This is a genomic window from Corynebacterium sp. HMSC064H12 (genome assembly GCF_001809925.1).
GTDB lineage: Bacteria > Actinomycetota > Actinomycetes > Mycobacteriales > Mycobacteriaceae > Corynebacterium > Corynebacterium jeikeium_D.
Window position 1 is genome coordinate 28,775 of record NZ_KV799335.1, and the last position, 19,168, is coordinate 47,942.

A 19,168-nucleotide genomic window follows, 5' to 3' on the forward strand; every position below is an offset into this window, starting at 1 on the left:
GGAGAGGGCACAAAAAATGGACCGATAGGCCATATGGGCTTCTATCGGTCCAAGAATCGGGCACTTTGGCCCGAAGTTGCCGCCTGGGTTGAGGCGGTCTAACGCCGGGAGCGCTTAGGCGTCCATCTCCGGGTCGTACGGCTCAGCCTTGACCACAGTGACAGACACTTCGTCGCCGCTCGGGGAAGCGTAAGTGCGGGTCTCGCCCTCCTTAGCGCCGACCAGAGCCTTGCCCAGCGGGGAATCGGTGGAGTAGGTCTCCAGGTTCGGGTTGGAGGAGTCAGCGCCACGGGTACCGATGAGGAAGGTCTCGGTGTCGTCTTCGTCGCCGTCGTAGTAGACGTGGACCACGGTGCCGACCAGAGCCACACCGGACTCCTGCGGAATCTCGCCGACGGTGGCGCGCTGGAGCAGGTCTTCGAGGTAGCGGATGCGTGCCTCTTCCTGTCCCTGCTGCTCACGAGCGGCATCGTAGCCGGCGTTTTCCTTCAAGTCGCCCTCTTCGCGGCGCTCGTTAATCTCGGCGGCGATGACCGGGCGGTTTTCATATAGCGCCTCAAGCTCGCCCTTGAGCTTGTCGTAGGACTCCTGGGTGAGCCATGGGCTATTGTTCTTTGCCTCAGTCATGGTTCCTCCTGTGTTTTGGCTATTTAATACAAAAGCGGCCCCGCTTGGGGCCGTCGGCTGCGTCACAGGATAGCACTGTCACGCCACATGGCAATAACAGGCGCGTCGGAGTGTTGTCGCGCACGCTTTACGACGTGCCGTGGAAGCGCATAATCCTCAGTTGCGAAAGGAGGTTACTTCGCAGGTGCGAGGAACTCCGGAATGTCGGTGGAGCAGCCGTAGACATCGCCTGCGACGGCCAGCTCGCGGGTGGCAATGGGGACGTCCATACGCACCGTAGCGGGGCCGCCGCCCGGGATGAATACGTCGCGACGGCCGACCTCTGCCACGTCATAGTTCAGCGCGTAGATGATGCAGTAGCTATCCAGCTCCGGCTTTTCGCGGGTGACGTCCAGCGTGAAGATGAACTGCTCATCTTCCTTACCTGGAGTGCGGCTCCAGCCCGCTTGCGTTGCAGAGACATCCGGGGCGGAGACGCGGTTCATCTGAACGAAGATGTATGCGCCGGCGATGACGAGCATGCCAACAATAGCGATGACAACCAATTTCGCAGGGAGAGTGCGATTATTATCCCCATAGCGCTCGCGCTGTCGCTTCGGCGCTGCGGTATTTCGGGTGTTTCGCTCCGAACTTTCAGCCATGTTTTTTAGCCTATCGGAGTTCTTGGTCGACGTGGTAAAATGTTGACAGTTAAACAATCTTTCTGGTGTGGCGCAGTGTCCTGCTGCTATGTTGTTCCACCGAGTAGCGATGCTGCGTGGTCATATGATGGTGCAGCGCTATAGTGGGGCGGTATTGAAACGGTGCTGTAGTAGCATCGTTGCGGTCGAAGGGCCCCGGCCTCGGCCAGAAAACATGGACTGAGATAGTAGCGGGAGTGACTTCAATTGACACTTCGTCTGATGGCAATTCACGCTCATCCTGATGACGAATCGAGCAAGGGCGCCGCAACGATGGCCCGATATGCGGCGGAAGGGCATCGCGTCAAAGTGGTGACCTGCACCGGCGGTGAGGCCGGTAGCATTCTCAACCCTGCGATGGATCGGCCGGAGGTGCGGGAGAATATCGCCGCAGTGCGCGTTCACGAAATGGCTGCAGCCGCTGAGACTCTCGGCGTTGAACATGAGTGGCTCGGCTTTACCGACTCCGGTCTGCCTGCGGGGAACCCGGTGCCGGTGCTGTCGCACGGTGTGTTTGCTCGCCAATCGGTCGAGGATGCGACCAAGCCTCTCATTCGGGCAATCCGCGAGTTTCGTCCGCACGTCGTCATTACTTACGACGAAAACGGTGGCTACCCGCACCCGGACCACATCATGACCCATATCGTGTCCATGCGCGCTTGGCTGGAGTCTGGAACGGATAAGTACCCCGAGCTCGGTGAACCATGGGAAATTTCCAAGCTCTACTACACCCACGGTTTCATCAAGGCGCGTCTCATCGCGCTGGACAACTACTATCGCGACAACGGTTTGGAAAGCCCGCTGGCCGAGTCCTTCCGCCGTTGGACTAAGACTCCCGGCGACATCATGACCCGCGTGACCACGCAGGTTGAGTGCGGCGATTACTTCCAGCAGCGGGATCAGGCGCTGCTGGCGCACGCTACGCAGATCGATCCGAACGGGCCATTCTTCGCCGTGCCGGTAGACATTCAGCAGCGCGTTTGGCCGACCGAAGAGTTTGAGCTTGCCCGCACTCGAGTGCAGACCGAGCTGCCAGAGACCGATCTCTTCGCCGGTATCGACCCCGACGCGGAATAGTCCGGAATTAACGCTAAGCTGGAACTCATGATTGAAAGCTTCGATGCCTTGGCGGCTCGCACGACAATTTTCCTGGCGCAGAACCCCACTGGTCCGCGGGGTGCTGACTTCGGAAAGGCCTCTCCTGTTGGCCTGCTCATCATTGTCGTTTTGCTCATCGTCATCCTGGCTCTCGGCTGGGATCTCTCGCGGCGCGCGAAGCGCATGGCCGCTCGCCGGAAGTTCGCCGAGGCGCACGACATGGATCCCTTCGATTCCGAGGCTGTGGATAAGGCGATGGCTGCAGCAGAGCAGCGTCGTGAAGCGGAGTAGTCAGCGTCAAGGTGTGTGCGCGTCGCTTGACGACGGGCAGTTGCGCGCACCCCTGATTGTTTCCCGTGTGGCGGGATTTGGAGTTCGAATTGCGGGATTCTAGGCAGTGCGCTACAGTCAAGCACATGCGTATGTGGCGATTTTATTTTTCGAAGGCTCCGGAGGCAGTGACGACATAGTCACAGCCGGCGGCTAATCGTCACGTCGCCACCAACCGGAGCCAAAGGCAGCAGCCCCAACCAATCGGGGCGCTGCCTTTTGTCGTATCTACAGCCAAAATGCGCAACTAATCACCCAGAGAAAAGAGACCTCAGATGACCCCTCCAACTTCCCTCGAAGCCCCCGCCTCGACCGCGAACCGCCGCGTCGTAGCCTTCCACGACCTGCCCTCCCCAGAAGAGGTCATGGCCAAACAGCCACTGACCCCAAACCTGGTTAACGAGGTGGAGCAGTCGCGACTCGACATCGCCCGCGTCATCGCCCGCGAGGACGATCGTCTGCTGGTCGTTGTCGGCCCGTGCTCCATTCACGACCCTGAGGCCGCCATCGACTACGCCCGCCGCCTGAAGGCCACCGCCGATGAGCTCGACGAGGACCTGCTGGTCGTCATGCGCGTCTACTTCGAAAAGCCGCGCACCACCGTCGGCTGGAAGGGACTCATCAACGACCCCGACCTGGATAGCTCCTTCAAAATCAACAAGGGCCTGCACATGGCCCGCGAAGTGCTCATCGAGGTCCTGCGCACCGGCCTGCCCGCCGGCGCTGAATTCCTCGAGCCCAACAGCCCGCAATACATCGCCGATGCCGTCTCCTGGGGTGCGATTGGTGCGCGCACCACGGAGTCGCAGGTCCACCGCCAGCTCGCTTCCGGACTTTCCATGCCCATCGGCTTCAAAAACGGCACCGACGGCAACGTCCAGGTCGCCGTGGACTCGCTGGTCTCTGCAGCAAACCCGCACTTCTTCTTCGGCATGAACGACCAGGGCCGCGCCGCCGTCGTCGAAACCGCCGGCAACCACAACTGCCACATCATCCTCCGCGGTGGCACCTCCGGCCCGAACTGGGACGAAGAATCGCTTAACGACGCCGAAGCGCGCCTGAACAAGGCCGAGCAAACCGTCAGCATCATGGTGGATGCCTCCCACGCCAATTCCGGAAAATCCGAGGTGCGCCAGGCCGAGGTCGTTGAGGAGCTCGGCAAGCTCATCGGGGGCGGCGACGAGCGCATCACCGGCATCATGATGGAGTCCTTCCTCGAAGCCGGCGCGCAAAAAATTACCGATGGTCGTAAGGGCCTCGTATACGGCAAGTCCGTCACCGATGCGTGCATGGATTGGGAAACCACCGACCGGCTGCTGCGTACGCTTGCGGCAGAAGTTCGGAAGCGTCGGCAGGCACGCGACTAAGCACAAAGTGGCCGTGCCCATTGGGTAGGGTTACATATGTGAAAGAAAACCAGCCGTCCTCACTCCGGCGGATCGCCTATCCGCTCTACGAGCGCAAACTAGCCCAAGAGCTAGAAGGAAAACCTCGCCCCAAGCACGTTGCCATCATGGCCGATGGCAACCGCCGCTGGGCGAGGGAGGCTGGATTCACCGACGTCAGCCACGGCCACCGCGTCGGCTCCCGCAAAATCGCAGAATTCGTCGGCTGGTGCGCCGAGCAGGAAATCGAGCTGGTCACCATCTACCTGCTCTCCACCGAAAACCTCGGGCGAGACCCCGAAGAGCTGGAATTACTGTTCGACATCATCGCCGACGTCGTCGACGAATTGGCGCAATCGCCTAACGACGTGCGCCTGCGCATGGTCGGCCACCTCGAGCTCCTTCCGGAAAGAATGACCGCCCGGCTGCGTCACGACGAAGAAGTCACCGCGAACAACACCGGCATCCAGGTCAACATCGCCGTTGGCTACGGCGGCCGGCAGGAAATCGTCGACGCAGTACGCAGAATCATCCGGGAATCAGTCGCCGAGGGAATCGATGCTTCCGAGCTTGAGGAGCGCATCACCACCGATGCCATTTCTCGCCGCCTCTACACATCCGGACAACCGGACCCCGATCTAGTCATCCGCACTTCCGGAGAACAGCGGCTCAGCGGCTTCCTCCTCTGGCAAACCGCCTACTCCGAGATTTGGTTCACCGATACCTACTGGCCCGAATTCCGCCGCATCGACTTCCTCCGCGCACTTCGAGACTTTTCGCAGCGCTCACGCCGCTTCGGCAAATAACCTCCCTACATCCGGAAAAATTTCCGGATGTTAGAGTTTGCGCATCCGGACCCTCGAAACCTTGTGGTCCCGAGACTTCGTAAGAACTAATGACGCCCGCACTCGAGTGGGCAAAATATTTTCCGTCAGGTTCGGCAAGTTCACCTGCTGCCAAATGCGTCGGGCCACCTCGGCCGCAGCTTCGTCGTCAAGCGTGGCGTAATCCGCGAAGTGCGCGCCCGGAGCGCGAAACGCCGTCTGGCGGAGACTGAGGAAACGATTAATGTACCAGCGTTCGATGTCCGCGCGCGGGGCATCGACGTAGACACTGAAATCGAAAAGATCGGAAATCATCAGCGTCGGGCCCGTCTGCAAAACGTTGAGCCCCTCGAGAATGAGAATGTCCGGACGATCGACATCGACGAACTCATCCGGCACCCGGTCATAGAGCGTGTGCGAATACACCGGCGCCTTCACATGCCGCGCCCCCGACTTCACCGCCGTGACAAACCGCATCAACGCACGCTGATCATACGACTCCGGATACCCCTTGCGCTGCATAATCCCACGGCGATTCAATTCCTCAGAAGGATAGAGGAAGCCATCAGTAGTAACCAAGTCCACCCGCGGATTAGTCTCCCAGCGCTCGAGCAGGACCTGCAGCAAACGCGCCGTCGTTGACTTGCCGACCGCCACCGAACCCGCGACGCCGATAATAAACGGCACCGACGCCCCCTTCGAAGGATTTTCCCCAAGAAAGTTCGACGTTACGGCGTTCAGCTCCCGATGCGCCGCCACACGCATGTGAATCAGACGAGAAAGCGGAAGATAGACCTCGGCGACTTCGTCCAGGTCGATGTTTTCACCGATACCGGAAAGTCGTTCAGCTTCCTCTTCCGTCAGCACCAGAGGCATATTCTTGCGCATTTCGCGCCACTGCTCGCGTTTGAACTCGACGTACGGGCTGGGGGATGTTGCGCGCGTCATACTTCCAATTGTGCCAAGGGGGTGCCGAAAACCGGAAAACGAGTCAATAAAGGGGGCATACCTGAATGGTGCTGCTTTCGTGGTTTGCCCCATAAAGGGCTAGCATGGCCTGTGGCATTGAAGTTTCATTGAAAGGTCGAAAACCTACTCATGACCGGGTCTAACAATAACGATGTCCGCTACCAATCGCTGCGTGAACTCGATCCCGACCTCGCAGAGGCAATGGCAGGGGAGCTCTCTCGTCAGCGTGACATGCTCGAAATGATTGCTAGTGAGAACTTTGTTCCACGTGCAGTGCTGCAAGCTCAGGGCTCGGTTCTGACCAACAAGTACGCCGAAGGCTACCCGGGCCGTCGTTACTACGGCGGCTGCGAATACGTCGACGTCGTCGAGGACATGGCACGCAACCGCGCCAAGGAGCTCTTCGGCGCTGAGTTCGCCAACGTTCAGCCACACGCAGGTGCGCAGGCAAACGCTGCCGTTCTGCATGCGCTGATCAACGCCGGTGACAAGATTATGGGCCTCGACCTGGCACACGGCGGTCACCTGACCCACGGCATGAAGCTTAACTTCTCCGGCAAGCTCTACCACGTCGCCGCATACGGTGTGGACAAGGACACCATGCGGATCGATATGGACAAGGTGCGTGAGCAGGCGCTCGCAGAAAAGCCGGATGTTCTCATCGCAGGTTGGTCGGCGTACCCGCGTCACCTCGACTTCGAAGCTTTCCGTTCCATCGCCGATGAGGTCGGTGCGAAGCTGTGGACGGACATGGCGCACTTCGCAGGCCTGGTTGCCGCCGGTCTGCACCCGTCGCCGGTTCCGCATTCTGACGTTGTGTCGACTACCGTTCACAAGACCCTCGGTGGTCCTCGTTCGGGCATGATTTTGGCTAAGCAGGAGTACGCCAAGAAGCTGAACTCGGCTGTTTTCCCGGGGCAGCAGGGTGGTCCGCTGATGCACGCCATCGCCGGCAAGGCCGTGGCGCTGAAGATTGCTGGTACCGAGGAGTTCAAGGAGCGCCAGGAGCGCACTCTGGCTGGTGCCCGCATTCTGGCTGAGCGTCTCACCGCTGCCGACTGCGCCGAGGCTGGCGTCGATGTTCTCACTGGCGGCACCGATGTCCACCTGGTTCTGGCGGATCTGCGCAATTCTGAGATGAACGGCCAGGAGGCCGAGGATCTGCTCCACGCTGTTGGCATTACCGTCAACCGCAATGCTGTTCCGTTTGACCCGCGTCCTCCGATGGTTACATCCGGACTTCGTATCGGTACTCCGGCGCTGGCCACCCGTGGTCTCGACGAGAAGGCCTTCACCGAGGTCGCCGATGTCATCGGTACTGCTCTCGCCGCCGGCAAGAATGCGGATGTTGACTCCCTGCGTGCTCGTGTTTCGAAGATTGCTCAGGAATTCCCGCTTTACGACGGCATCGAGGACTGGAACCTCATCTAATTCTGCGTTTTTGCAGCGCAAGTACCCGTTCTAGCAGTGCGCTAGGACGGGTTTTCCCGTACATCCGGGTTTTAGTCCGGAGGTGGTGGCTCCGGCCCGAGCTGTTTCGTCGTGCCTGCCCGGTATCCGGCGTAGGACCTCCCGGACATTGATGTCACGAATGAGTTGCTAAACAGCGGCGGCCGAGTCTTGTCAGGTGGGCGCCATCGAATATGTCCGGATGTGGGGATGCGTTCGAGGTGGCCGTTGCGTCCTTCCCGGTCGTCGTCGTTAAGCCCGTTGTGTTCGCGGCAGACCATGGTGAGGTTGTCCAGCGTGGTTGTGCCGCCGTGTTTGTGGGCGACTAGGTGGTGCGCTTGTCCGCTATAGGCGGGGCGTTCACAGCCGGGCCAGGCGCAGATGGGGTTGTCGATGAGCATCGCGATGCGCTGCTCTTCAGTCGCCAGGCGGGGGTTGCCGATGGGAAATAAGTCCGTAATGGCGCTGTGTTCGTCGTAAAGCACGGCCCACCCGGTGTCGGCGAGTAGGGCGTTGAGGAAGACGTCGGGGGCGAGCGCAGAGCCGTTGGTGGTGGCGGCGAATCGCGGGCTGTAGTCGATGAGGTCTTGTGCGGTGATGATGATGGCGGGTTGGTAGCGCATTTCATCGAGCTTGTCGACGGGCGTTGCGGCATCGGCATGCTCGAGGCGCTCGGCAAGCGCTTGGCCGACGCAGCGGTCGTGGGAAAACTCCGGATGGGACTTCCGGATTTCTGCGGCACGGATGGTAAGCGGCGACAGGAGATTGTCGAGCATATCCGAGGGGCCGGAGATATGGAAGTGCTTCATTCCCCGGATGTCTACCTTCCGGGAAAATCGGGCGCGTAGGTGCTGGGGTGGCTCGTCTTCGGTGTTGAGCTCGGTGAGAGTTTCCCGCATGTAGAGATCGAGTTCTTCGAAGCCGAGGCGTTCGGCGGCAGCGACGAATGTGAGGCGGAGGTTGTCGTGGAGTTCGGCGTTGTTGGCTTGGCGGCTGCGCTTGTCGATAAGCACGCAGGTGTCCAGGCTGAGGCCGAGCTGGCGCGCAAGGGCGGTGGCGTCTTCGCGGGCTTTGGTGTTTTCCTCGGTGTCAGCGGGTTGGAGATAGTGGGCGGCGACGCGTAGCAAAAGCCGGAGGCGCGCCGGGTCAAGGCCGAGGGTTGCCGCCAAGTGGGAGGTGGCGTCGTGGCCGTCGGGACGCGCGGCGTGGAGTTCCGCTAGCGTGTCCATTCCGCGCGAGGCCAGTGCGGCGAGCGTCCCAAGAACTGTCATGCCTTTGAAGGTAAAAGTCCGGATGTAGGGGGACAACGCCTACGAGGGCAGGCTGTGGATAAGTCAGCCGGTTTAGCAGTTATCCACATCCGGACTTTTCACCGCGCAAACGCACCGCAGCTGCACCGCCGTACCGCCGCACCACGCGCTGCCGTCTGTTACGCCCCGAAGTCAGCGAGCGGCTGTCCGGTGAGGCGGAAGGTGTCCCATTCGTCCATGGGGAAGGCGCCGAGGGAGCGGTAGAAATCGATGGAGGGTTGATTCCACTTCAGGACGCACCACTCGACACGTGAGTAGCCTCGCTCCACGGCAATTCGCGCGAGGTTCTGCAGCAGTGCTTTGCCCTTGCCCGTGCCGCGTGCCTCGGGGCGGACGTAGAGGTCTTCGAGGTAGATGCCGTGGGTGCCTTCCCAGGTGGAGTAGTTGAGGAACCACAGGGCAATGCCGTCGAGGCGCGGGCTGCCTTCAACACCGCCACCAACGCCATCGCCACCATCACCGCCACCGGCGCCGTCGTCCAAATTTCCGGATGTGGAGTCGACGACGTGGCAGAAAATCGCGGGATTGTCCCTGAAGAGCTGTTCGCGCAGGCGCTCGGGGGTCAGTCGGACGGCATCGGGTTCTTTTTCGTAGGCCGCCAGGTCTTTGATGAGGTCGACGATCTCGTGGACATCGTCAGGCGTGGCGGGGCGTGGAAACGTCATGTGTCCCTTGTTACTCGCGGCGGGTGATTTGGTGCAAAAGTGCGTCCGAGGCGGGGGAGATTGCGATAACCTGCGAGGTTATGAGCAACGTTACTCAAGAATTTTCCGACGGCATTCTAGCCATCACCATCGACCGCCCGGATGCATACAACTCCCTGGATAAGAATCTCCGCTTGGAGCTAAAAGCCGCTTTTGAGCGTGCGCAAGAGCCGGACGTGCGCGCTGTTATCCTGCTCGGCGGGCCGAAGGCGTTTTGTACGGGCCAGGATTTGAAGGAGCACATCTCTGACCTGCAGTCGGGCGCCGGCATGGGCAAGGTTGTCGAGGAGTACAACCCGATGGTCGCGGAGCTGACCGCGATTAACGTTCCGGTTATTGCCGCCATCGAAGGTGCTGCGGCGGGTGCCGGTTGGTCGCTGGCGCTGCACTGTGATTTCCGTATCGCTGGCCCGAAGGCGTCGTTCAAGGCGGCGTTCCCGTCGATTGGCCTGGCCACGGACTGTGGCATGTCGGCGCTGCTGCCGCGCATGGTCAGTGACGCGAAGGCGCGTGAGCTGTTGCTCTTCGATAAGAAGGTGCTTGCCGACGAAGCCCTGAGCCTCGGCCTGGTCACTGAAGTGGTGGATAATCCAGCGACTCGGGCACGCGAGTTGGCTGCCCAGTTTGCGGCGGGGCCGACGGCCGCGCTGAAGGAGATTAAGGCTCTGCTGCGCCGGGATACCTTGGCTGCAGCTGCGGCGGAGGCGGACGCGCAGGCTCGTTTGGCGGTCTCGGCCGACCATAAGGAAGCGGTGGCCGCGTTCTTGGAGAAGCGACCACCGCATTTCGTAGGTGAGTAAGGCAGATACCTGGAGTGGCAGGGGAGAGATAGTAGTGAAGAACTACTGCTCTTCCTGTGCTCCTAGTACTTCACTGGTGAGCTCTGGGTGATCTCCCAGCTCACCGGAAACCTCGTCAGGGTGCTTGGATAGGTTGACCAGCGAGACCGCCAGACCGCCCCAGATGACGATGATGAACAGTGCCATCATGACAATTGCGATACCGGACATTTGGCTTAAACCTCCTCGGTTTCCGGAGTGTGCTTGCGTGGCAGGTGTGAGGACCGCTTGAAATCTGGCGTCACACCGAAGTCCGAGCCCGGAGGGCCATCGAGACGGTGTTGGCCGCGCCAAGGCAGGATGGCCATAATCAGAGCGCCGATGAGAATCACGCCGATGACACCCCAGCCAAAGATGTCGATTTGGGTGTCGGAGTAGCCTTCGTAGTTTTCCTGGAAAAGTCCAATGAGCTCCTGGAACAGGATGACGGCGAGAATGACCGGCGTGATGTTTCCGACGAAGATCTGCCACATGGTGCCGACCTTGAACGAAGAGACGGCGTTGAGGTGCATGGCGAACTCGTTGGTGCGGCGCAGGATCCAGTCGATTGCGATGATGGTCAGCAGTGCAACCAGGACGATACCGACGTTGTTGGTGAACTTATCGACAATGTCGAGGGTTACCAGACCTGAGGTGGTCGGGAAGGCCAGCAGCGAGATGACGGCCATGGCGCCACCGACGGTGAGGGTGGCCTGGACGCGGCCGAGGTTCAGCTTGTCCTTTACTGCGGAGACAACGACCTCGAGCAGCGACATCAGGGAGGTCACACCGGCGATTGCCAGGGAGAGGAAGAACAGCAGCCCGAAGACCGAACCGATGACCTTGGGCATCTCAGAGATGACCGTCGGGAATGCGATGAAGGCAAGACCAATACCGGAGGTTGCGACCTCGTCAACGGCCTCACCCGACTGCGCTGCCATGAAGCCCAGGGTGGCGAAGACACCGATACCGGCGAGAACCTCGAAGGAGGAGTTTGCGAACGCGGTGACCAGGCCGGAGCCGGTGAGGTTCGTGCGTGGCTTCAGGTAGGAGGCGTAGGTCAGCATAATGCCGAAGGCCACGGACAGGGAGAAGAAGATCTGGCCGTAGGCGGCAATCCATACGCTGGAGTCAGTCAGTGCGGACCAGTCTGGGGTGAAGAATGCATCCAGGCCCTTTGCAGCGCCGTCGAGCGTCAGGGAGTAGATGACCACTGCGACGAAGAGGACGGTCAACAGTGGGATGAAGATAATCGAGACCTTGCCGATGCCCTTGTCCACACCAGCGGCCAGAATGCCGATGACGAGTACCCAGACAATGAGCAGGACGATGGAAATCGAGGGGACGAAGTCCAGAGAGAAGACGCTCTCGGTGTCTACTTGGAGGAAGTCCTTCATGAAGTGGGTCTCGGCATCTGGGCCCCAGCTCTTGCGGATGGACTTCCAGGCGTAGATGAAGGACCACGCGATAATAACGGCGTAGTAGACGGTAATGAAGAAGGCGATACCGACCTGAATCCAGCCAATTGGCTCAGCCCAGGGCTTGATGCGACGCATCGACTTCGGTGCGGACCCGCGGAAGCGGTGTCCGATGGCGAAGTCGAGGAAGAGCAGTGGGATACCTGCGGTCAGAAGTGCGACCAGGTAGGGGATAAGGAAAGCGCCACCGCCGGAGTCATACGCGACATAGGGGAAACGCCAGATGTTTCCAAGCCCGACTGCCGAGCCGATAGCGGCGAAAATGAAGGCTGCTCGGGTGGAAAACACCTCCCTTCGCTGAGGGGTAGCGGTCGAGTTGGTTGTGCTCATACCTCTGGAACTCCAATCCTTCATCTCCGGTCACGCGCTCGCGCGGCCTAGGAGGGAATTTGGTGAAGTGCATCACCATTACCTAACAGAATCTTAGTATATGAGATGGGTGTCTCATTGTATAGTTTCGGTTTTGTAGGGGGTAATGTTTTTTGGTGAGGGGTGTGGCACGGGGGAAGGGAGCTCTAATCAAGCCTCGTAAATAATCGCCAGCCACCTACTTTGAGGTATGCAAAAACCCCGCCAGGAAGACCTGACGGGGTTTGGGGGCGAATCGGCTAGGCCGACGTGCGCTGTTTACTCTGCGCCGCCCTTGGCGATACGACGGAAGATGATCTCCTTCATGATCTCGTTGGTGCCACCGTAAATGGTCTGGACCTTGGAGTCGAGGTAGTGAGTGGAGATTGGGTACTCGAGCATGAAGCCGTAGCCACCGAACATCTGCAGGCAGCGGGTAACGATGTCCTGCTGCTCCTCGGTGGTCCAGTACTTGGCCATGGAAGCACCGGTCTCGTCCAGCTGACCAGCGTTGTGGGCCATAACGGCCTGGTCAACGAAAGCCTGCAGGGCGGTGACGCGGGTGGCGATGTCAGCCAGGTAGTGGCCGTGGACCTGGTGCTGGATGATCGGGCGACCGAATGCCTCGCGCTCCTGGGCGTACTTGTAAGCCAGGGTCCAGGCGCGGCGGGAAGTTGCGACAGAGCCGCAAGCCAGGGTCAGGCGCTCGTGAGCGAGGTTGGTGCGCAGGTAGCCGAAGGCAGCGCCCTCTTCGCCGAGCAGGTTCTCAGCCGGAACGCGGACGTTATCGAAGTTGAGCTCAGCGGTGTCCTGAGCCTTCAGGCCGACCTTCTGCAGCGGGCCAGCCTTGGTGAAGCCCTCGAGGTCAGCGTCGACGATGAACATGGAGACGCCAGCGCGGCCCTTGGATGGGTCGGTGATAGCTGCGACGAGAGCGAAGTCGGCCATCATGCCGTTGGAGATGAAGATCTTGGTGCCGTTGAGGACGTAGTGGTCGCCGTCCTTCTTGGCGAAGGTGCGCATACCTGCCAGGTCAGAACCGGCGCCCGGCTCGGTCATAGCGAGGCAGCCGATGGTGTCGCCGGCGTTCATGGAAGCCAGGTACTTCTGCTTCTGCTCTTCGTTACCGAACTTGGCCAGGTATGGAGCGACCAGGTCGTTGAGAACGCCGAAGGAAACGACGATGGAACCACAGTCAGCGTTGGAGAGCTCCTCGTTCAGGACCTGGTTGTAGCGGAAGTCCATCTCTCCGCCGCCGCCGTATGCCTCCGGAGTGGACATACCAATCAGGCCCAGCTCACCGGCCTTCTTGAAAATCTCGCGGTCCGGCTGACCTTCCTTGTGCCAGCGCTCTACGTTCGGGGTGATTTCCTTCTCGACGAAGCCGCGAACCATGTCGCGGAACATGTTGTGCTCTTCTTCGAAGTGAGTACGGGGCAGAAAGTCCTTCATGACATGCTCCTAGAAATATTGTCGTGGAATTTTTGTCTTAAGGCCTTTTCGTACGTCGCAGATAAACGCTGCAGATAAACGCGATGGCCTCGGTTCATCGTCATAGTGGCTATGACTGTTGTACCCCATTATGCATGAGTGTGATGAGAGACACTTGTTTTTTTAAAAGTTTTTTCCCGATTGATGACGTGAAATCGCTTGACGACGGATATTGCGCCCAGCCTTCCCGGAAAACTACCCCCGTTGCGGTTGGGGGTTGCTATTGAATCCAGACTATCCCCGACAGTCGGCAATGTTAGGTAATGCTAACCTACAAAGCCAGGTGAATGGCTATTTTTGTCATATCTGACAGGCGGGACCCTGGGGCTTTGGGGTCGATAGGGTAGGCGTTTTGGATGGTCATCATGGGGGTGATTAACGAAACATTCTCGTTTTCTTATTCCCATTAGTGCTGGTGGTAGTTAGTATGAGCATCAGGTGGAGACCGGTTCCCTTGATTATCCGAGCTTCTTCCACTGCAGTCATAGCAACCTCCAATTGCACTCGAAAAAATGACGCGACCTGTGCGCCGTCCCCGTGGAATGGACAGCGAGCAGGTCGCGTTATTTTTATTTTTTATTGCTGCGATTAGGCGCTAGTCGGCAATCCCATCAATGTGCGCCAGCAGGGCCGAGTTGTAGTACTCCGGGGTTTCCTGGTTGAGCAGGTGCTTGGCCGGCGAAATGACGACCATGGTCGAGCCCGCGATGCCGTCGTGAAGCGAAGTGACGACGTCGAGAGACGTAGAGGTGTCCTGCTTACCGGCGATGACCAGCGTCGGAGCGGTGATCTCGGCGAGGCGCTCGCGGGTGTCGAAGCGAGAGAGTGCTCCGCAGGCGCCGATGTAGCCGTCATCGGGGCAATCTGCGATCATGTCGCGGAAGCGGGCGGGGAGCTCAGGGGTAGTGTCGAAGCACTCGTCGGTAAACCAGTTGCGGACGACAGTGTCCGCGAGCGCGCCTGTGCCCTTGTCACGCACGAGCTGGGCCTTTTCCTGCCAGGCCTCGGGTGTGCCGAATTTCGGCGCCGTCGACGACAGTGTCAGACTGACCACGCGATCGGCGTGTTCTAGTGCGATGGTCTGGGCGATAGCGCCGCCGAGAGATAGTCCCACAAAATGTGCACGGTCAACATCCTCCTCATCGAGGACCTCGATGATGTCGGCGGCCAAGTGGCTCATGTCCCACTCACCCTCGGGGATAGGGGAATCGCCATGGCCGCGGACATCTGGCGTGATGACCTGGTACTTTTCGCTCAAAGCGGCTACCTGGGGCTCCCACATCTCCTGTGTGGTGCCCAGCGAGCCAATCAGGACAACCGTACCGTTGTCCTTGTGGTTGATTGCATGTGCGGTGTAGTCGATGGCCACGAGATCCTCCTTGAAGGTGTTGGCTGTGTCAGCTGTGCCAGCTGTGTCTGCTAATTCTCGGCGTTGCGAGCAGCTTCAGCGGCAGCCCGACCAGGGCCGTCGTCCTTCTTGGCCTCTGCCTCAGCGGCTTCCACGCGCTGCTTCGCCATGGACTCACGAGCGGCCTCCAGCCACTCCGGCATCTGCTCGAGCAAATCCTTAATCTCCGCCGTTGTCAGCGGCTTGTCCATGTCGTTCTTCTTCAACGCCGTGATAGTGATGCCCAGCTTGCGGGCAACTTCTGGACGCGGGTGCGGTCCGTTGCGGCGTAGCTCAGCGAGCCATTCCGGCGGATTGGATTGCAGTTCGGCAAACTGCGCGTGCGAAATCTCACCAGTGCGAAATTCCTCGGGTGTGGCCGGGAGGAAAATGCCAAGTTTCTTGGCTGCGGTTAAGGGTTTCATGGGTTCAACGCTAGCACCCATTCGAGTAACCTTGCGGAGTATGTCGACTCCTGAACCCGCCGTCCTGCGCATCGTGTTCGCTACCGGCACCAGTCCCGAGAAGTGGTTTCGCCGCTTTAGGGATCGAATTCCGGCAACACTGCACACCCACGCCGCCGACGATCCGATGTCCGACCTGGTCGGCGGTGCCGCTGACATGGCGCTGGTTCGGTTAGAGTCCGAAAGCTCGCTGCCCGAGTCGCTCCATCGCATCCGGCTTTACGACGAAGCCTGGGGCGTGGCCTTCGAGAAAGAGCACGTGTTCTCCCTCACAGAGTCCGTGCCGGAGGAGCTGTTGGCGGACGAAACTGTGCTGCTGACCTCCGTGGATGCGGATGAGCTGCGACAGATGCTGCCCGTTGCGGCCACTGGTGCAGGTGTCGTGGTGGGACCTCGCACGATTTTGAAGGCGCTATCGAAGAAGGCGGTGGCCTCATCGAACTTGGTGGCCGAGGAAGGTGCCACAGATCCGCTGTCCCGGACAGCTATTTGGTTGGTGTGGCCGAAAGTAGAGGACGACGAGCTCCGGCAGGAGTTCGTCGGCATTGTCCAGGGGCGCAGGGAGGGCTCGACACGCACGCAGTTGGGGCGCAAGAAGGCTGACGAGCAGCCGAAGAAGTTGTCGGCCCGAGAAAAGACGCTTGCTAAGCAAGCCCGCCGGCAGCGCGCTGGGACCGTCGTAAAGCATGCGCGCAGTGGTCGTGGTGGACGTCGAAGCAGCGGCGGAAACGGGCGACCGCGCAGGCGAAAGTAATCTTTTTACAATATTTTTGCCGTTTCGTTCGACGTGCGCGGAAAAATTAGCCACACTTGTAGTTATGGCTGAAAAGAAGCGCGATTTCACGATTCGAATGATGCGTGAAGAGGACTATCCACAGATCCAAGAGATCTACGAGATTGGCCTGGATACGGGGCACGCGTCCTGGGAGCACTCCGCTCCCGAGTGGGACGAATTCATCGCACTCAAACGAGTGGATTTGTGTTACGTCGCCGTCGACGCAGAAAACCCGGACAAGATTCTGGCTTGGGCATCGGCAGCGCCGGTATCCAAGCGCCCGATTTTCAATGGCGTCATCGAAGACTCCATCTACGTCCATCCTGACGGGCAGGGCATGGGGCTGGCGGCGACGCTGCTGCAGAAGCTTATCGACGATGCCACGGAGCTCGACTGCTGGTCGATTCACTCGTGGGTCTTCCCGGAGAATGTGGGATCGTTAAAGCTGCATCGAAAGCTCGGCTTCCGTGAAGTGGGGATTTACCACCACATGGCAAAGATGACCTACGGCCCAATGGCGGGGCAGTGGCGCGATGTCATTATTTTGGAAAAGCTCCTGGAAAAGCCAGAGGAGCGCGCACTGAAGCGCGTCCAGGAAGAAGCAGAAGCCGCCGGTGAGCCGAACCGTCCGATTCTGGACAAGCTCGACCGCGCCGACGGCCAGGTGGGGGCATAGCTGCCGGGAGCCGCGGCTCCCGCGAATTAATTATTCGACGGTTTCCTTCAACGGATCCTCGCGAACAAAGAACACAATGATTGCTGCCAGAATAATCACTGGCATTAGTACCAAGAAGATCGGCGTCAAACCATCGTTGTAGCTGGAGATCAGCGCTTCATGGATTGGCGCCGGCATGCTATCTAGTACGTGCGGCGTCAGTGAACCGATCGACTTAGAGGAAAAGCCCTCCGGGCCCATCTGCTTTGCGAACTCTGCTGCAGCCTCCGGTGATGCGGCCTTGATTTGTTCGACAGCAGCCGGAACGCGTTCGCCTGCCAGGTCCTTCATGCGGTGGATGAAAATCGAACCCACAATGGAGGAACCGACCGCACCACCAATCTGGCGGAAGAAGTTATTCGCAGCGGTAGCGGTACCGACCATGGCGACCGGGAAGGAGTTCTGCACGATGAGAACCAGAACCTGCATGCCGGTGCCCAGGCCGAAGCCCATGATGAACAGGTACACACCAACCTGCCACAGCGGGGTGGTGGTCTCCAGCGTGGACAGCAAGTAGAGGGAGACAGCCATAATCATCAGGCCGACGAAGGGGTAGAAGCGATACTTACCAGTCCGCGAAATAATCTGGCCAACGCCAATTGAGGTGAGCAGCATGCCGACCATCATCGGCGTCATCATCAAACCTGCAGCGGTCGGTGACATTGAGTGCACCATCTGCAGGTAGGTCGGAATATAGGCCATAGTGCCGAACATCGCGATACCCAGAATGAGACCCGACACAGTCGTGAGCACGAAGTTCCGGTTATTAAACAAGTGCGTCGGAATCAGTGGGTTGGAAACGCGAGTCTCGGTGAGGAAGAACAGCACCCAGGAAACGACAGAGGCAACGATAAGCGAGATGATGACCCCGGAGTTCCAGTCGTACTGTGTACCGCCCCACGTGGTGGTGAGAATTAGCGTCGAGGCAGCGGCAGTCAAGAACATCGTGCCGATGTAGTCGAAGTTTCCTTCACTCTGGCGTCGGGGCAGCTTCAGGAAGGCCGCAGCTGCCGATAGTGCAACCACGCCCATCGGGACGTTGATCCACAGGCCCCAGCGCCAGCCCGGGCCGTCGGTGAACCAGCCTCCCAGCACTGGTCCCAGCACGGAACTCAGACCGAACACAGCACCCATGATGCCCATGTACTTACCGCGCTGGCGTGCGGGAATAACCTCGGCCAGGATGGCCTGTGAGGAAACCATCAATGTACCGCCAGCAAATCCCTGAAAAGCGCGGGCGGCGATGAGCAGGCTCATGGAGTTGGTGATTGCACCCATGACGGAACCGACCATGAACAGCGCGATGCCCATCATGAACAGGCCCTTGCGCCCAATCATGTCACCGAGCTTGCCGACAATCGGCATTGCCACAGTCTGTGCCAACAGGAATGCAGAAATAACCCACGACATGTGGTCAACTCCGCCGAGCTCGCCGACGATGGTCGGCAGGGCGGTGGCGAAAATCATCTGCCCCAGCGAGCTCATCAGCATAGTGAGAATGAGCGCGAAGAAAATGATTCCCAAGTGGGACTTGTTGTCAGAAACCGTGGTGTCGGTTTGATCTTGAGCAGTGGTGTTGCTAGCTGTCACTATTCCTCCTCCAGAAATTTTTAACGACGTCGGCGGCGTCGTGAAGCGGTGTATCTGTTGTGAATTCGTCCCGATGAGCCGATGAGTACAGCACGCATTCGCGGACGAAACCGACCGACAGTGCTACCTCGTGCCCGACGGGCAGCTCGGGGTGCGTGCGCGACTGTGGATTCATCTCGAAATAGCGCTCAAAGGCAGAACGGACGCGGCGCATTGAGTTGCCAAAATTCGAAATGACAACCGTCGATAGCTTTGGCTCATTGCGCAAAATCTCGCGGATACGCTCCTTGAGCAGACGGTGAAACTCTTCGGTTGCCCCCAGCTCTTTATATCGGAGTAGCTGGGATTGCTGCTTTTTCTCGATGAAATCGAGCATGTCCGCGATGGGGTCTTGGTGAATTTGGGCGAGGAATACCTCTTCATCGTCAGCATCGAATGACATGATGCCGTTGCCGAAGATGGCTTGATCCTTGGAGTCGAAGTAATTGAAGAATGTGCGTCGACTGATATTGACCCGCTGACAGATGTCTTCGATGTTGACTTGGTCGTATCCGCGATCCAATACAAGGGCGGTCGCGGCATCGGCCAAAGCGCAGTGTGTTTGAAACCTTTTGAGCTCCCGGAGACCGCACTCGGGGTGTTGGCCCGGGTCCAATCTGTGATAGGTATTCTCATCAATTTGCACGAGGTGCAAAGTTACACCGAGTGCAATGTGATGGCAAGTTG

Annotated in this window: 20 protein-coding genes; 8 read left to right on the forward strand and 12 right to left on the reverse strand. The window is 59.3% G+C overall.

Annotated elements, in window-relative coordinates; genetic code table 11:
- Positions 1–114 precede the first annotated feature (114 nt).
- Together greA and HMPREF2681_RS03450 are read right to left on the reverse strand one after the other, a co-directional pair.
- Entirely contained in the window at positions 115–627 is a 513-nt protein-coding gene (gene greA / locus HMPREF2681_RS03445) for a transcription elongation factor GreA (RefSeq protein ID WP_049192847.1), read from the reverse strand.
- A gap of 173 nt (positions 628–800) precedes the next feature.
- On the reverse strand, positions 801–1,268 hold the full coding sequence (locus tag HMPREF2681_RS03450; protein WP_049192848.1) for a DUF4307 domain-containing protein: 468 nt from the start codon (positions 1,266–1,268) through the stop codon (positions 801–803).
- Positions 1,269–1,529: 261 nt separating this feature from the next.
- Between HMPREF2681_RS03450 and mca the strand changes: the two genes are divergently transcribed.
- From mca to HMPREF2681_RS03470, 4 genes are all read left to right on the forward strand, one after another.
- Positions 1,530–2,384, forward strand: coding sequence for a mycothiol conjugate amidase Mca (gene mca, locus HMPREF2681_RS03455; protein WP_070546065.1), 855 nt, complete (start codon positions 1,530–1,532; stop codon positions 2,382–2,384).
- A gap of 27 nt (positions 2,385–2,411) precedes the next feature.
- A complete protein-coding gene (locus HMPREF2681_RS03460; protein WP_016423190.1) occupies positions 2,412–2,696 on the forward strand; it encodes a hypothetical protein in 285 nt (94 codons plus the stop codon).
- A gap of 314 nt (positions 2,697–3,010) precedes the next feature.
- Positions 3,011–4,102 (forward strand): 3-deoxy-7-phosphoheptulonate synthase, encoded by a 1,092-nt coding sequence (locus HMPREF2681_RS03465; protein WP_070546067.1) that lies wholly within the window; start codon positions 3,011–3,013, stop codon positions 4,100–4,102.
- Between the two features lie 38 nt (positions 4,103–4,140).
- Positions 4,141–4,926 carry an isoprenyl transferase gene (locus HMPREF2681_RS03470; RefSeq protein ID WP_016423188.1) on the forward strand — a complete coding sequence of 262 codons (786 nt, stop codon included), beginning with the start codon at positions 4,141–4,143 and terminating at the stop codon, positions 4,924–4,926.
- A 30-nt stretch (positions 4,927–4,956) separates the two neighbouring features.
- On the opposite strand, the gene coaA is transcribed toward HMPREF2681_RS03470, so the two are convergent.
- Positions 4,957–5,892 carry a type I pantothenate kinase gene (coaA, locus tag HMPREF2681_RS03475; RefSeq protein ID WP_038626177.1) on the reverse strand — a complete coding sequence of 312 codons (936 nt, stop codon included), beginning with the start codon at positions 5,890–5,892 and terminating at the stop codon, positions 4,957–4,959.
- 150 nt (positions 5,893–6,042) lie between these two features.
- On the opposite strand from coaA, the gene glyA reads away from it, so the two are divergent.
- Entirely contained in the window at positions 6,043–7,344 is a 1,302-nt protein-coding gene (gene glyA, locus HMPREF2681_RS03480) for a serine hydroxymethyltransferase (RefSeq protein WP_070546069.1), read from the forward strand.
- A 71-nt stretch (positions 7,345–7,415) separates the two neighbouring features.
- Here the strand turns inward: glyA and HMPREF2681_RS03485 are convergent, their stop codons facing one another.
- Complete coding sequence (locus tag HMPREF2681_RS03485; protein WP_246815947.1) at positions 7,416–8,633, reverse strand: HNH endonuclease signature motif containing protein; 1,218 nt, start codon at positions 8,631–8,633, stop codon at positions 7,416–7,418.
- A gap of 158 nt (positions 8,634–8,791) precedes the next feature.
- The gene (locus HMPREF2681_RS03490; protein ID WP_070546071.1) at positions 8,792–9,337 is read right to left on the reverse strand and encodes a GNAT family N-acetyltransferase; all 546 of its coding nucleotides are present in this window, start codon (positions 9,335–9,337) and stop codon (positions 8,792–8,794) included.
- A gap of 80 nt (positions 9,338–9,417) precedes the next feature.
- On the opposite strand from HMPREF2681_RS03490, the gene HMPREF2681_RS03495 reads away from it, so the two are divergent.
- Positions 9,418–10,176, forward strand: a complete 759-nt coding sequence (locus HMPREF2681_RS03495; RefSeq protein ID WP_070546073.1) for an enoyl-CoA hydratase-related protein — start codon at positions 9,418–9,420, stop codon at positions 10,174–10,176.
- A gap of 42 nt (positions 10,177–10,218) precedes the next feature.
- Here HMPREF2681_RS03495 and metS read toward each other — a convergent pair whose 3' ends face one another.
- The 5 genes from metS to HMPREF2681_RS03520 all read right to left on the reverse strand — a co-directional run bounded on the left by metS (position 10,219) and on the right by HMPREF2681_RS03520 (position 15,323).
- A complete protein-coding gene (gene metS, locus HMPREF2681_RS03500) occupies positions 10,219–10,386 on the reverse strand; it encodes a methionine/alanine import NSS transporter subunit MetS (RefSeq protein WP_070546075.1) in 168 nt (55 codons plus the stop codon).
- Positions 10,387–10,391: 5 nt separating this feature from the next.
- On the reverse strand, positions 10,392–12,002 hold the full coding sequence (locus HMPREF2681_RS03505; protein ID WP_070546076.1) for a sodium-dependent transporter: 1,611 nt from the start codon (positions 12,000–12,002) through the stop codon (positions 10,392–10,394).
- A gap of 297 nt (positions 12,003–12,299) precedes the next feature.
- Positions 12,300–13,472, reverse strand: a complete 1,173-nt coding sequence (locus tag HMPREF2681_RS03510) for an acyl-CoA dehydrogenase family protein (protein WP_005510658.1) — start codon at positions 13,470–13,472, stop codon at positions 12,300–12,302.
- Between the two features lie 634 nt (positions 13,473–14,106).
- Positions 14,107–14,880 carry an alpha/beta fold hydrolase gene (locus tag HMPREF2681_RS03515; RefSeq protein ID WP_016423180.1) on the reverse strand — a complete coding sequence of 258 codons (774 nt, stop codon included), beginning with the start codon at positions 14,878–14,880 and terminating at the stop codon, positions 14,107–14,109.
- A gap of 50 nt (positions 14,881–14,930) precedes the next feature.
- On the reverse strand, positions 14,931–15,323 hold the full coding sequence (locus tag HMPREF2681_RS03520; protein ID WP_042389451.1) for a DUF5997 family protein: 393 nt from the start codon (positions 15,321–15,323) through the stop codon (positions 14,931–14,933).
- 40 nt (positions 15,324–15,363) lie between these two features.
- Here HMPREF2681_RS03520 and HMPREF2681_RS03525 point away from each other — a divergent pair, with 40 nt between their 5' ends.
- Both HMPREF2681_RS03525 and HMPREF2681_RS03530 read left to right on the forward strand, forming a co-directional pair.
- Positions 15,364–16,116 (forward strand): type 2 periplasmic-binding domain-containing protein, encoded by a 753-nt coding sequence (locus HMPREF2681_RS03525; RefSeq protein ID WP_070546078.1) that lies wholly within the window; start codon positions 15,364–15,366, stop codon positions 16,114–16,116.
- A gap of 64 nt (positions 16,117–16,180) precedes the next feature.
- A complete protein-coding gene (locus HMPREF2681_RS03530) occupies positions 16,181–16,813 on the forward strand; it encodes a GNAT family N-acetyltransferase (protein ID WP_016423177.1) in 633 nt (210 codons plus the stop codon).
- A gap of 30 nt (positions 16,814–16,843) precedes the next feature.
- On the opposite strand, the gene HMPREF2681_RS03535 is transcribed toward HMPREF2681_RS03530, so the two are convergent.
- A complete protein-coding gene (locus tag HMPREF2681_RS03535; RefSeq protein WP_049172271.1) occupies positions 16,844–18,442 on the reverse strand; it encodes an MDR family MFS transporter in 1,599 nt (532 codons plus the stop codon).
- Complete coding sequence (locus HMPREF2681_RS03540; RefSeq protein ID WP_049172273.1) at positions 18,432–19,127, reverse strand: TetR/AcrR family transcriptional regulator; 696 nt, start codon at positions 19,125–19,127, stop codon at positions 18,432–18,434. Before HMPREF2681_RS03540 ends, HMPREF2681_RS03535 begins: the two co-directional genes overlap by 11 nt.
- Between the last annotated feature and the right edge of the window lie 41 nt (positions 19,128–19,168).

What these genes read in the sequence shown, in the direction of transcription:
- greA (WP_049192847.1), bottom strand. Translation starts at nt 627, where the DNA reads ATGACTGAGGCAAAGAACAATAGCCCATGGCTCACCCAGGAGTCCTAC.
- HMPREF2681_RS03450 (WP_049192848.1), bottom strand. Translation starts at nt 1,268, where the DNA reads ATGGCTGAAAGTTCGGAGCGAAACACCCGAAATACCGCAGCGCCGAAG.
- mca (WP_070546065.1), top strand. Translation starts at nt 1,530, where the DNA reads ATGGCAATTCACGCTCATCCTGATGACGAATCGAGCAAGGGCGCCGCA.
- HMPREF2681_RS03460 (WP_016423190.1), top strand. Translation starts at nt 2,412, where the DNA reads ATGATTGAAAGCTTCGATGCCTTGGCGGCTCGCACGACAATTTTCCTG.
- HMPREF2681_RS03465 (WP_070546067.1), top strand. Translation starts at nt 3,011, where the DNA reads ATGACCCCTCCAACTTCCCTCGAAGCCCCCGCCTCGACCGCGAACCGC.
- coaA (WP_038626177.1), bottom strand. Translation starts at nt 5,892, where the DNA reads ATGACGCGCGCAACATCCCCCAGCCCGTACGTCGAGTTCAAACGCGAG.
- glyA (WP_070546069.1), top strand. Translation starts at nt 6,043, where the DNA reads ATGACCGGGTCTAACAATAACGATGTCCGCTACCAATCGCTGCGTGAA.
- HMPREF2681_RS03485 (WP_246815947.1), bottom strand. Translation starts at nt 8,633, where the DNA reads ATGACAGTTCTTGGGACGCTCGCCGCACTGGCCTCGCGCGGAATGGAC.
- HMPREF2681_RS03490 (WP_070546071.1), bottom strand. Translation starts at nt 9,337, where the DNA reads ATGACGTTTCCACGCCCCGCCACGCCTGACGATGTCCACGAGATCGTC.
- HMPREF2681_RS03495 (WP_070546073.1), top strand. Translation starts at nt 9,418, where the DNA reads ATGAGCAACGTTACTCAAGAATTTTCCGACGGCATTCTAGCCATCACC.
- metS (WP_070546075.1), bottom strand. Translation starts at nt 10,386, where the DNA reads ATGTCCGGTATCGCAATTGTCATGATGGCACTGTTCATCATCGTCATC.
- HMPREF2681_RS03505 (WP_070546076.1), bottom strand. Translation starts at nt 12,002, where the DNA reads ATGAGCACAACCAACTCGACCGCTACCCCTCAGCGAAGGGAGGTGTTT.
- HMPREF2681_RS03510 (WP_005510658.1), bottom strand. Translation starts at nt 13,472, where the DNA reads ATGAAGGACTTTCTGCCCCGTACTCACTTCGAAGAAGAGCACAACATG.
- HMPREF2681_RS03520 (WP_042389451.1), bottom strand. Translation starts at nt 15,323, where the DNA reads ATGAAACCCTTAACCGCAGCCAAGAAACTTGGCATTTTCCTCCCGGCC.
- HMPREF2681_RS03525 (WP_070546078.1), top strand. Translation starts at nt 15,364, where the DNA reads ATGTCGACTCCTGAACCCGCCGTCCTGCGCATCGTGTTCGCTACCGGC.
- HMPREF2681_RS03530 (WP_016423177.1), top strand. Translation starts at nt 16,181, where the DNA reads ATGGCTGAAAAGAAGCGCGATTTCACGATTCGAATGATGCGTGAAGAG.